Genomic DNA, 11,715 nt, shown 5'->3' with positions numbered 1-11,715 from the left:
CTTAGAGGTAAAAAAGGTACAGTATTTTTTAACTAAACATCACGTTTTATAACAAATAGCACTAGCTTTAAGGCTTGATTTTCTAATATCAAAACCTATATCCAAACTTCAACTGCTTGATTTTACAGCTTTCTATTTTGTGCCTAAAAGTAATTAAAGAGGAAAAGGATAAAAAAAGCAGTAAATATTTTACGGGAAACCGTAATTATTTAAAAGCTTCTTACTATCTTGTGCTTGTAGGAAAATACCAAACTAAATCATAGTACATATCCTTATAATGGTTGGTTTATTAAATCAATCGTTATTCAGACCCTGCTTTTGTTGGCTCGCCAAAGTTTTACAATTGCGGGGTTGTTTCTGTTTTATAACGAAGCTACATCATAAATTTACGATTGATTTTAGTTTTATGAAGACTAAGTAACTTATGCTTTTAAAAGATTTTCGCTACAGGTTATAACTAATCCTAGTAGCTCATAAGACTCATCAAAGTTAAAGCTAATAAACGAAAATTACATCTGGGTTTTGGCAATAATAGCGTTAAAAAAATGTGAATCTAATAGTGCAACAATTCAATCTCCTGACTCTTAATTTTTTATACACTCATTTGTAAAAAACGTTTTTACTATAATCGAGAAGTGTCAAAACCAACTCCAGATCCAGAAGGTTCTAACTTCTAACACCAGATACCTGTCTACCGGTGCCCAATTACAACAATCCAAGATCTTTGGTCATAGCAACGAGGTGAATTGCATTTTTGGCTTTAAAATTATATTTCAATTTGTTCAGTCTCTTTTCTATAGAGCTTGTACTATTAGGAGAAATATGATTCTTCTTAAAATAATCCCCAATTTGTTCTTGGGTGAGACCATCTGATAAATGTTTTAGCAACAAAATATCATAGTCTTGTAGTTCGAATACGTTGTTTTTGTTCATTGCACTCTCTAACTGGGGCGATACGTATCTAAGATTATTAAATACCTCGGTAACAGATTTTACCAATTCATTTAATCCATAGCGTCCTTTACATACGTACCCATCTATACCCTGTTCGGCAAAAAAAGATTTGATTTTAGCGGGTCTGTCTTCCATAGAATATATAATAACTTTAATGTTAGGCTGTATTGATCTTATAGCTTCAACAAGTTGAATGCCTGAGACCAATTTTCGTTCTCTGTGACTTTCTTTAAACGAAAGATCTGTAATCAATAGATCAAAAGGAGCTTGATCGCTATTTGCCCTTCTAAATTTTAAAAAGGCATCATCACAATATTGTGCTTGTTGTATCTCATCAATCCCAGTTCTTTCACGAAGAATATGAGCGATACCATGGCTGATACTACCAAGGTCTTCTGAAACTAGTACTTTCTTAAACATAAGCTCTCTATTATAATTAAGTAGGAAAATTTATCTTGGCTTTAAAGCCCTTTCCTTTCTCTGAATCAAAGATAAATGATCCTCCAATTGTTTTTATACGGTTTTCCGTATTTCGAAGTCCATTACTATATATTATTTCTTCTGCTGATACGCCAATACCCGTGTCTGCATACGTAATTACTATACCTTTGGGCGTTTTCTTAAAGGTGATTGCGACTATTGCGGCCTGGCTATGTTTTTTCATATTTACCATTAATTCCTGTAAAGATCGGTGAACAATGATCTTTTTTTCAGGAGTTATGGCATGCCAATTTATCTCTTCAATATCTTTTATAATAATTTTGGTGCCATTAGAGCTATAGCTGCTTAACATACCACTAAGCTCTGTGACATACTCTTTACCGGTTCTAAAACTATTATACTCTCTGGATATATCTCGAGTGCTATGATAAATCTCTTCTAACTTATCTAATACCTCGGGATCACTTTGATCATTTTGCATCTGGGTCATTAGCTGGTATACATCATTGGCCAGTTCATCATGTAGTTTTTTAGAAATACGTGCCTCGGCATTATAGACTTCGCGTATTTTTTCTCGTTTATATTGTTGTCTAAACATATAAAAAACCACTCCCCCTCCCAGAATAAGAAATAGTGTTGTAAACAAATAGATTACTCTTTGTCGCTCCTTTCTGGCGGTCTCTGCCTTAAGGATCAAATTTTCATTAGAGAGTTTATCATTTTCATAGCGAGTTACGGCATAGATCTCCCGGTTGCTTTGGTTAATCTCTCTTAATTCATTGTGGATTTGTTTAAACTCTTTAGCTTCTTCGCTAGTCGCCTCTCTTAGCTCAAATATAAGTCCCAAGGCTTCTAATATTGCCCTTAAACTACGTCGTTGTTTCGCATTATAGTATTCGGCTTCCGCATGGGATAGGGATTTTACTTTATTTTTGTCAAAGTAATATTTCGCGAGAGAATAATTGCTCGAAATTAAGCCCTGAATATCCTTTAAGTCTTCTCGGATTTTTAATGCGGTGAGTAATAACTCTTCAGATTCTTTATTTTCGTTATTCTCTAGCCATTGAATATATCCAAGATTATTAAGTACTCTGGTATATTCTCTTTTATCTTGTTGTAAAATAGAATCTGAAGATAATGTCTTCAATAAATTTATTGCTTGCTGATAATTCCCTTGTCTTGCTAATATCAAAGCTTTGGTGTTTTTAAATATCAAAATATTGTTAACTCCAATAGCTCGAATAGATGTGCTGTCCTTAGCCAATCCAATAGTTCGAGTATTATATTTCAAAGCTTCGGGATAGCTTTTTTGTTCCAAATTAGCGACAGAAATACGATGATATAGTCCTGCAAGAGTTCTTAAATCAGATCCATTTTCTAAATATTTAACTCCATCGATCGCTGTGGTCTTACTACCAGAATAGTCACCTAAAAAGGTTTGAATGTTAGCCAAATAGAGTAAGTTTTGTCCCGCTTTCAAACTATCCTTAACAGCTCTATTAATTTTAAAAGATTCATTAAAATACTTAAAAGCTTCGATTAGTTCATTATTATTTTTATGATATCTCCCTAATTTGGTCAAAGCATAACCAATATAGAGAGTATCTTTATTTTTCTTAGCCAAATCATACAACTGATGAGAATATTTAATAGCGTTATCATATTGTTTAATTTTACTTAGCAACCATGTCTTTCTCATCAACCCTTTATAAATTAATGAATCTTGATTTGAAGATAATGCTCCTTCTATAAAAGAATTAAGATATTGTAATCGTTCTTGACTACTCAAAGAATCTGCTTTGCTTAATTCATAATATTCCAAAAGATCATCTAATTCACTAGAAGACAATACATTTTTCATTCTCGATTGGCTAAAACCGGTTATAGTACTACATAAAATAAAAGATAGTACTATGAGATAAAAAGAGGAAATGACACGCCAAAGTTTCATTCTTCTAAAATACTAAATAAAATGGGTGCATATAGTATAATCATCATACTATATACACCCTATCAACTAACTTTTTAATTTAACCTTCACTAGGATCTGCAGGATCAACACTTCCGTTGTCTCCATCAGTTGCAAATTGCTCTGCAGATATATTAGTATCATCATTAATGTTTTCGGCGGTACATGAAGTAATGCTTGCGGTCATAAGTAGGGCTATTAGTATATAAAATATCGCTTTCATAATTTTAAATTTTTATAAGGTTTAACATGGGGGATTGCCGCCTGATTTTGACCAGGGATTTGGGAGTGGCAATCAATTAATAAAGGAGTACTCCTTTTGTTTTTTCGGAAAGTCAGAATCCAGTTCGATGATGTTTAGCCGCTTTCCATTTGAGCTTTAACCATCGAATTACGGATTCCCGTAAGAACTAAATCCATACATTTACTATGTTAGCAAAATGAAACTGGGATTAGTTGTTGATGCGAATATATAGAGACCCCAAGTCTACACGTATAAACAATTCCAAGGATTCCAAAGATTCCTTAGAAATCCTAAAAATTCCTAATAACCCGAATACCTATGAAAACAAAAACAAGTGTGACCTACATGAACGAGATTCTCGAAAAGTACAACAGTGAAAAAGGCGGAGAGATGAGTAGCTACCTTCTCGCACCTACCCGCAAACAGATCAAAGAAGCTTGCCTATGGCTGTTAAACCGAAGAAAAGAAAAATATGATGAGAGTATCCTAAATCGTTTTTTTCAATTCGAAGAAGGTGAAAACAAATCGTATGCGATCGATCGAATTAATGGTGATAAGTTTAAACCCATTATCAACTTCTTAACAGGAGAAACAAAATCAACTACTCCGGCAAACTTAGAGTTGATTGCATGGTTAATTGACTTCAAACAACGACCATTATCTATTTATTTAAAAGCGGATAAAGAACCTAAACATGAAAAAGCAGCCCTCAAATCAGTTCAAAAAAAAGAAAATGCTTACTACCTCAAAAATAAAAACCAAGTGGTAGACATTATCCCTGAGACCAAGGTGATCGAAAAAACGGATAAGAGTATTACTATTATCTCTCAAATCAACCCAACTCTCAGGATTACTACAATTGTATCTTTATGATATCCCCCAAATTGTCAAACCGAGCTTGTCGAAATGTAATTGGAAAACGCAAATAATAGCTCAATCAGACAATACTTCTTTCCCTTTTCAGACAACCCCACTGTAAAGTATAAATTAGACCTCATAGGTTTTATACCTACGAGGTCTTTTTATTTGATCTACTATACAATACGTTGCAACACATATCAAAATTCGAAGTATCTTTGCATACACAACAAAATCATCTTATGGTCACTGTAGAAAAAGCTCTCGAATTAACGAATAGCAATATCAATAAAACAGATGTTATTATTACGATACTTATTTCAGAAGCACTGGGATATGTACTTGCAAAAGATATTTTATCTCCTATCAATATGCCACCTTTCAGGCAATCTGCAATGGACGGGTATGCGCTTGGGTCCATAGATGAGAAAACATATAATCTTATTGGCGAAGTAAAGGCAGGTGATGATACCGATCCAAAAATCGGGCAAGGAGAAGCTATAAGGATTTTTACAGGTGCCCCTGCTCCAGCTGGTGCAAAGGCGGTAGTGATGCAAGAAAAAGTAGCCATACAAAATAGCCAAGTGATACTGCAAGAGCCAGTAGCTGTAAGCGCTAATATTCGCCCTCTTGGAGAGCAAATAAAAGAAAAAGATATCGCCCTATCAGAAGGCACCGCTATTACTGCCGCAGGGATTGGGTATCTGGCATCACTGGGGATAACACATGTCGATGTATATCAAAAACCATCTATCGCTATTATTGCTACAGGAAATGAATTAGTCCCCCCGGGACAAGTGCTAAAACACGGACAAATCTATGAGAGCAACTCTATAATGCTCTCGGCAGCACTTGCACAAAAGGGATTTGATGACATATCATTTTTTAAAGTAGAAGATGAATATGATGTTACACTTTCTCTTATCGAAAATACCATCAACAACTATGATCTAGTACTTATCTCTGGTGGAATATCTGTAGGAGATTACGATTTTGTAGGCAAAGCTCTAAATGTATTGGATGTTGAAGAAGTTTTTTATAAAGTGAAACAAAAACCGGGAAAACCTCTCTACTTTGCAAAAAAACAAAGAACAACCATATTCGCTTTACCAGGTAATCCTGCTTCTGCCCTTAGTTGTTTTTACATCTATGTACTTCCTACACTGCTCAAAATATCAGGACTTCGAGATCACTATTTAAAGCGAGGTTCAGCTACTTCTACAGCTAATTACGTAAAAAAAGGACAAAGAGCAGAGTTCTTAAAAGCATCTCTAAAAGACGGCAAAGTAACTATCCTTGATGGGCAGGCTTCTTCTATGCTTAGATCTTTTGCATTAGCTAATGCAATGGTTTACCTACCTGAAGAAGTTACAGAAGTTGCCATTGGTGATACCGTACAGATCATTAATTTGCCATAAATGCGTAAAAAATATCAATAGACTATCTATTCCGTATTATTTTATTAAAATTCTGATAAAGAAAAATATATCTACAAAAATCGTTGTATCTTTGAAGGTATAACGCTTTTATACAATATAACATGGATTATAAGATAAAAAGTAGAATCTGGATAGAGTCTGAGCATGGGATGTTTTTGGGAGAGGGAAGAGTAAAATTATTAAAAGCCATTGCACAGACCGGCTCATTAAGTAAAGCTGCAAGTTCTTTAGAAATGTCTTATAAAAAAGCATGGAATCTATTGGATAGTATGAATAAAGCTACCAAAGAACCATTGGTTGTTACTACTACAGGCGGCAAAGGCGGTGGCGGTGCAAACCTAACCGTCTATGGAGAAAAAGTAATCCAAACTTTTGACACTATCAACCAAAAATGCTGGGAGTTTCTGGACAAAGAACTGAAACGAATCTCTTTATAGTTATAAAATATCGAATAATACCCCTATGAATAAAGAAAAAGACATAACAGGAATTATCCTTGCAGGGGGCAAAAGTTCGAGAATGGGCAAGGAGAAAGGTCTGCTATTACTTAATAACAAGCCTTTTATTCAATATAGTATCGAAGCCCTACAGCCTCTGGTTAATCAAATCATTATCGTTAGCAGTAACACAGACTATGATGTTTTTGGTATTAAAAGAGTTGAGGATATTATACCCGATTCTGGACCAGTAGCAGGGTTGCATGCAGGATTAACTCATTCTAAAACAGAAAACAATCTAGTTGTAAGTTGCGATGCCCCTCTACTAACCACTACACTCTTAGAAAAGCTATTACATTATAAAAAAGAAGACAACGATATTGTTCAGTTTGAAGCAGAAGGAAAAACTATTCCGTTAACTGCTTTATATAAAAAACGATGCTCGCACAAGTGCCTCGAATTACTTCTTCTTGAAGAAAGGCGCTTGCGTAAACTAGTTTCGGCATTACAAACAAAAACGATCTCACTTTTAAAAAAAGAATATGCTTTGGTAGCCAATATAAATACTATCGAAGATCTAAAAGCAATTACAAATGCAATTGAACATTAAATATTTTGGTATGCTGGCAGAAGCTACCACAATTAGCGAAGAACAGCTGCAAACAGATGCCTGTTCTGTTTCTCAATTAGTAGAGAAATTAAAAAATCAATACCCAAAACTAAAGGGTACAGATTTTAAAGTTGCTATTAATCAACAATTAGTTGATCAAAGTCATATTATTAACTCAGAAGTAGAAGTAGCTTTGTTGCCACCATTTGCAGGAGGGTAATCTAAATCATCAAAATATAGATAATGAATTCTTTTAATTCTAGATATCACAGACAAGTTATTCTGCCAGAAATAGGCTCTGCCGGTCAGGAGAAACTAGATGCTTCCAAAATATTGGTTATTGGAGCCGGAGGATTAGGTTGCCCTATATTGCAATATCTAGCCGCTGCAGGAATTGGCACAATCGGTATTGTTGATTATGATACCGTAGATATCTCTAATCTGCATCGGCAAATTCTATACGGCACAACATCTTTGGGAATAAATAAGGCTCTGGCAGCAAAACAACGCCTTACAGACCTTAATCCAGAGATAACTATAACCGCATATCCAGAAAAACTAACTCCAAAAAACGCAGTTTCTCTTTTCTCTGAGTATGATATAATCGTAGACGGAACTGATAATTTCTCTACCCGATACTTGATTAATGACGCCTGTATTATTGCAAATAAACCTTTGGTTTATGGAGCTATTTTTAAATTTGAAGGGCAAGTATCAGTTTTTAACTATCAAAACGGACCTACCTATAGATGCCTTTTCCCCGAACCACCAAAAGCAGGTAGTGTTCCTTCTTGTGCAGAAATAGGTGTTTTGGGAGTACTTCCAGGCATTATAGGTAGTATGCAAGCCAATGAGGTTTTAAAAATCATTTTAGGTCTAGGCGATGTTCTTGCCGGAAAATTATTTATGTATGATTGCCTATCCACGCAATCATCGACTTTTACAATTAACCGTGTAGAGTCTGAAATATCAAAAGTACAGGCATCTGCCAATAGTTTTGAGACAATTGACTATGATCTATTTTGCGGCGTGAGTCAAATCATGGAAATTACCGCAAATGATGCCACTACGATAGAAAATGCACAATTTATCGATGTTCGTGAAACTCATGAACAACCAAAAATAGATTATTTAGATCCTATTTATATCCCATTAGGATCTTTGGAGCAAAAACTAATTACTATCTCTAAAGAAAAGAAAACAATAGTTTTTTGCCAATCTGGTATAAGAAGTAAAAAGGCTGTCGAAATTCTGTTTCAGAACGGCTTTAAAGATGTATCTCATATAAAAGGAGGAGCTATTGCTCTTTACAATACAATATCAGAATCCAATTTAACTGGTTAAAAAAAATAATATGGAAAAAAAGAAACCCAAAAATGTATTTGTACAAGGTGCTATCTCATCAGAATTTATCGGCACATCTATCGCCAAACATCAAACAAAAACAAGTATCGGAGCACATAATATTTTTCTAGGACAGGTACGTGCCGATCAGATTGATGGCAAAACGGTTACTGCTATAGATTATTCTGCTTATGAAGAAATGGCAAATCAAAAATTCTATGAAATACGAGAAGCTACTTTCGAAAAATATGACCTTACTTGTATGCATATTTATCATAGTTTAGGTACTGTACAAGCTGGAGAGATATGCCTTTTTGTTTTTGTATCATCTCCCAGAAGAAAAGTAGTTTTTGAAGCTCTCGAATTTGTCGTTGAAGCCATCAAAGCAGATGTTCCCGTTTTTGGAAAAGAGATTTTCGAAGACCAAACTCATCAATGGAAACAAAATAGTTGATTTCATTAAAGAATTCTTGAATAAAGCAATAGAATAATAAAGAGATACTGGTACTAAAAAATAGAGACTTACAATATGGTTGACATCACGCATAAAACATCTACATTAAGAATTGCTACTGCTCAGGCAATAGTAAAAGTTAGTAAACCCGAAACTATCAAAGCTATAGAAAAAGGTACGGTACCAAAGGGGGATGTCTTTGCTATGAGCAAAGCAGCTGGTCTACTTGGTGTAAAAAAAACCCCTGATCTGCTTCCTGATTGTCATCCTCTACCGATAGAATATACAGGAATTGAATATACTGTCGATGGTCTCGAAATTACAGTTTTGGTAACCATAAAAACTATTTACAAAACAGGTGTCGAAGTAGAAGCCATGCATGGAGCAAGCGTGGTTGCACTAAACATGTATGACATGCTTAAACCTATCGATAAAGGAGTCGAAATTCATCATATTAAACTGCTTAAGAAAAAAGGAGGAAAATCAGATTATCAAGATAAATTCAGAAGAGATCTTAAAGCAGCGGTCATTGTATGTTCTGATTCTATTTCTGAAGGAAAGAAAGAAGATAAAGCAGGTAAAGCTATTGCATCCAAACTAGAGAGCTCTGATGTAGCCATTATGGATTATATCATTATCCCCGATGAGGCAGAAATCATACAGAAAAAAGCCAAAGAATATCAACAACAAGGGGCTGATCTTATCATCTATACCGGAGGCACGGGCTTATCCAAACGGGATGTAACCCCGGATGCATTACGCCCGATACTGGATAGGAATATCCCTGGAATTGAAGAAGCAATACGAAAATATGGGCAAGACCGCATGCCATATTCTATGCTTTCTAGAAGTGTAGCAGGCACAATCAAAAACACACTGGTATTAGCGCTTCCTGGATCTACTAACGGGGCTAAAGAGTCTATGGAGTCTATTTTCCCTGAAGTATTGCATGTATTTAGAATTTTAAAAGGAGCAAGACATGACTAAATTAAGCTTCAGGTCGCATGCCGCTAAGAAATTCGAAGAAGGTTCTCCTCTTACAGACACCTTTGGCAGAAAGCATAACTATCTTCGTATTTCACTTACTGAGCGATGTAACCTGCGATGCACCTATTGTATGCCAGCAGAAGGCATACAACTTTCCCCCAAGGAGCACATTATGACTTATGAAGAGATTTACACCATTGCCAAAAAATTTGTGCAAATGGGAGTTACAAAAATTCGCCTCACTGGTGGAGAACCTCTAGTACGTAAAGATGCCGCTCTTATCCTCGAAAAACTTGCCTCGCTGCCAGTACAATTAACACTAACAACAAATGGTGTTATCGTAGATAGATTTATAGATCATTTTAAAAAGTGCGGAATCAAAACCCTTAATATTAGTCTTGATTCTTTACACTCTCATAAAAATAAAGAGATTACCCGACGATCTTATTTTGAAAAAGTGTATCAAAACATCATCTTATTAGTTAATGAAGGTTTTTTTGTAAAGGTAAATTGTGTTTTGATGAAAGGCTTTAATGATGACGAAATTATCGATTTTATTAACTTAAGCAAAAAACTCCCCATACAAGTTAGATTTATAGAATTTATGCCCTTTGATGGAAACCGATGGAATATGGATAAATTGGTTTCTTTGGAAGAAATTTTATCAAAAGTGCGTTCATCCTATAAAAAAGAAGATATTGTAAAGCTCGAAGATGCTCCCAATGATACTACCAAAAGTTATCAAATAAAAGGATATCAAGGCAATTTTGCCGTTATAAGCTCTGTTACCAATCCTTTTTGTGATGGCTGTAACAGAATACGCCTTACTGCCAATGGACAGATAAAAAATTGCTTATTTTCCTCAAAAGAATCTGATCTCCTAACTCCGTTAAGAGCAGGCAAATCAATAACTCCCATTATTCAAAAAACAGTGCAATCCAAATTAAAAATTCGTAACGGAATGGATACGCTAGATAAGTTTGGTCAACCCAGTGCGCACTCTAACAATAGAAGTATGATTGCCATTGGTGGTTAAAACTGCCTCTGTAGTAGACTATATACCATGACCAATATCATAGTTATTTGATCGTATCTCACTTACTTTTAAAGGTATAAATAATATACCTATGAAAAATATACTGCTCCCTACTGATTTTTCTGACAATTCCAGAAATGCGATGCATTATGCACTGGATTTTTTTAAAAATGAGCCCTGTACTTTTTATATCCTAAATGTACAAAAAGCATCCAGATATACAACTGATGAGCTAATGTCTGCTCCTGCCAATACCTCTATTCATCAATCAGTGATTAGCGATGCCAAAAAGAAACTTAATCAAATTGCTCTAGAGCTAAAAGATAGATGCACAGAAGAAAATTATACATTTCACACCATCACAGATTATGATATTTTTACAGATGCAATTATGCAAACTGTAAAATCCAAAAATATTGATATCATCATTATGGGAACAAACGGTGCTACAGGAGCATCAGAAGTTATCTTTGGCAGTAATACTCTTAATGTTATTCGCAAAATTAATTGCCCGGTGATTGCTATACCACAAGGAGCTACTTTTTCTGTTCCTAAAACAATTCTATATACGATTGATTATTGGGATCATTTTAATACCAAAGGTATCGAACCACTAATGGATACCGTTCTAAAATACAAATCCTCCCTTCGAATCCTTAAAATCAAAGAAGACGAGACGATTACTATGGCTGAATTTGATGATAAAAAACACATGAAGAGCTTTTTTAAAGAAATAAATCATACATTTCATTCAATTATTAATGTACCGACGGCAATAGCGATTAACAGCTTTGTTCAAATCATGGATGTAGATATGACAGCCATGTTTATTCAAAGGGAAACTTTTTTAGAACGCTTTTTTAAAGGTTCTGAAACCTCAAAAATAAGTTATGGAACAAGAGTTCCTTTACTAATCATGCATAGCTGACGTACCGATTAAAT

At 34.8% G+C, this 11,715-nt stretch carries 13 protein-coding genes; 10 read left to right on the top strand and 3 right to left on the bottom strand.

Going from position 1 to position 11,715, the window contains the following annotated elements; genetic code table 11:
- Positions 1-705: 705 nt before the first annotated feature.
- The 3 genes from C1X07_RS08025 to C1X07_RS24980 all read right to left on the bottom strand — a co-directional run bounded on the left by C1X07_RS08025 (position 706) and on the right by C1X07_RS24980 (position 3,587).
- A complete protein-coding gene (locus C1X07_RS08025; RefSeq protein WP_103069456.1) occupies positions 706-1,374 on the bottom strand; it encodes a response regulator in 669 nt (222 codons plus the stop codon).
- A 16-nt stretch (positions 1,375-1,390) separates the two neighbouring features.
- Positions 1,391-3,256: a tetratricopeptide repeat-containing sensor histidine kinase gene (locus tag C1X07_RS08020; RefSeq protein ID WP_103069455.1), complete on the bottom strand. Its 1,866-nt coding sequence runs from the start codon at positions 3,254-3,256 to the stop codon at positions 1,391-1,393.
- 169 nt (positions 3,257-3,425) lie between these two features.
- Positions 3,426-3,587, bottom strand: coding sequence for a hypothetical protein (locus C1X07_RS24980; RefSeq protein WP_164914118.1), 162 nt, complete (start codon positions 3,585-3,587; stop codon positions 3,426-3,428).
- Between the two features lie 339 nt (positions 3,588-3,926).
- Here C1X07_RS24980 and C1X07_RS08015 point away from each other — a divergent pair, with 339 nt between their 5' ends.
- From C1X07_RS08015 to C1X07_RS07970, 10 genes are all read left to right on the top strand, one after another.
- Positions 3,927-4,481, top strand: a complete 555-nt coding sequence (locus C1X07_RS08015; protein WP_103069454.1) for a hypothetical protein — start codon at positions 3,927-3,929, stop codon at positions 4,479-4,481.
- Positions 4,482-4,708: 227 nt separating this feature from the next.
- Entirely contained in the window at positions 4,709-5,884 is a 1,176-nt protein-coding gene (locus C1X07_RS08010; RefSeq protein WP_103069453.1) for a molybdopterin molybdotransferase MoeA, read from the top strand.
- 122 nt (positions 5,885-6,006) lie between these two features.
- The gene (locus tag C1X07_RS08005; protein ID WP_103069452.1) at positions 6,007-6,342 is read left to right on the top strand and encodes a winged helix-turn-helix domain-containing protein; all 336 of its coding nucleotides are present in this window, start codon (positions 6,007-6,009) and stop codon (positions 6,340-6,342) included.
- Between the two features lie 25 nt (positions 6,343-6,367).
- The gene (gene mobA, locus C1X07_RS08000) at positions 6,368-6,952 is read left to right on the top strand and encodes a molybdenum cofactor guanylyltransferase (protein ID WP_103069451.1); all 585 of its coding nucleotides are present in this window, start codon (positions 6,368-6,370) and stop codon (positions 6,950-6,952) included.
- Positions 6,936-7,172: a MoaD/ThiS family protein gene (locus C1X07_RS07995; RefSeq protein ID WP_103069450.1), complete on the top strand. Its 237-nt coding sequence runs from the start codon at positions 6,936-6,938 to the stop codon at positions 7,170-7,172. Before mobA ends, C1X07_RS07995 begins: the two co-directional genes overlap by 17 nt.
- A 23-nt stretch (positions 7,173-7,195) precedes the next feature.
- Positions 7,196-8,296 carry a molybdopterin-synthase adenylyltransferase MoeB gene (gene moeB / locus C1X07_RS07990; protein WP_103069449.1) on the top strand — a complete coding sequence of 367 codons (1,101 nt, stop codon included), beginning with the start codon at positions 7,196-7,198 and terminating at the stop codon, positions 8,294-8,296.
- Between the two features lie 10 nt (positions 8,297-8,306).
- Complete coding sequence (locus C1X07_RS07985; protein WP_103069448.1) at positions 8,307-8,750, top strand: molybdenum cofactor biosynthesis protein MoaE; 444 nt, start codon at positions 8,307-8,309, stop codon at positions 8,748-8,750.
- 75 nt (positions 8,751-8,825) lie between these two features.
- A complete protein-coding gene (moaCB, locus tag C1X07_RS07980) occupies positions 8,826-9,737 on the top strand; it encodes a bifunctional molybdenum cofactor biosynthesis protein MoaC/MoaB (protein WP_103069447.1) in 912 nt (303 codons plus the stop codon).
- A complete protein-coding gene (gene moaA / locus C1X07_RS07975; RefSeq protein WP_103069446.1) occupies positions 9,730-10,773 on the top strand; it encodes a GTP 3',8-cyclase MoaA in 1,044 nt (347 codons plus the stop codon). The genes moaCB and moaA overlap by 8 nt, the downstream gene beginning before the upstream one ends.
- A 91-nt stretch (positions 10,774-10,864) precedes the next feature.
- Complete coding sequence (locus tag C1X07_RS07970; protein ID WP_103069445.1) at positions 10,865-11,701, top strand: universal stress protein; 837 nt, start codon at positions 10,865-10,867, stop codon at positions 11,699-11,701.
- Positions 11,702-11,715 lie beyond the last annotated feature (14 nt).

Origin of the sequence: Aquimarina sediminis, assembly GCF_002895435.1 — a bacterium.
In the GTDB taxonomy this organism is placed as follows: Bacteria; Bacteroidota; Bacteroidia; order Flavobacteriales; family Flavobacteriaceae; genus Aquimarina; species Aquimarina sediminis.
The sequence above is the reverse complement of the archived record's forward strand: the minus strand, read 5'-3'. Positions and strand labels throughout refer to the sequence as shown.

Excerpts from the sequence above, each read along its gene's own strand:
- moeB (WP_103069449.1), top strand. The coding sequence starts at position 7,196 with ATGAATTCTTTTAATTCTAGATATCACAGACAAGTTATTCTGCCAGAA.
- C1X07_RS08025 (WP_103069456.1), bottom strand. The coding sequence starts at position 1,374 with ATGTTTAAGAAAGTACTAGTTTCAGAAGACCTTGGTAGTATCAGCCAT.
- C1X07_RS08020 (WP_103069455.1), bottom strand. The coding sequence starts at position 3,256 with ATGAAAAATGTATTGTCTTCTAGTGAATTAGATGATCTTTTGGAATAT.
- C1X07_RS24980 (WP_164914118.1), bottom strand. The coding sequence starts at position 3,587 with ATGAAAGCGATATTTTATATACTAATAGCCCTACTTATGACCGCAAGC.
- mobA (WP_103069451.1), top strand. The coding sequence starts at position 6,368 with ATGAATAAAGAAAAAGACATAACAGGAATTATCCTTGCAGGGGGCAAA.
- C1X07_RS07985 (WP_103069448.1), top strand. The coding sequence starts at position 8,307 with ATGGAAAAAAAGAAACCCAAAAATGTATTTGTACAAGGTGCTATCTCA.
- C1X07_RS08010 (WP_103069453.1), top strand. The coding sequence starts at position 4,709 with ATGGTCACTGTAGAAAAAGCTCTCGAATTAACGAATAGCAATATCAAT.
- moaA (WP_103069446.1), top strand. The coding sequence starts at position 9,730 with ATGACTAAATTAAGCTTCAGGTCGCATGCCGCTAAGAAATTCGAAGAA.
- C1X07_RS07995 (WP_103069450.1), top strand. The coding sequence starts at position 6,936 with ATGCAATTGAACATTAAATATTTTGGTATGCTGGCAGAAGCTACCACA.
- C1X07_RS08015 (WP_103069454.1), top strand. The coding sequence starts at position 3,927 with ATGAAAACAAAAACAAGTGTGACCTACATGAACGAGATTCTCGAAAAG.
- C1X07_RS08005 (WP_103069452.1), top strand. The coding sequence starts at position 6,007 with ATGGATTATAAGATAAAAAGTAGAATCTGGATAGAGTCTGAGCATGGG.
- C1X07_RS07970 (WP_103069445.1), top strand. The coding sequence starts at position 10,865 with ATGAAAAATATACTGCTCCCTACTGATTTTTCTGACAATTCCAGAAAT.
- moaCB (WP_103069447.1), top strand. The coding sequence starts at position 8,826 with ATGGTTGACATCACGCATAAAACATCTACATTAAGAATTGCTACTGCT.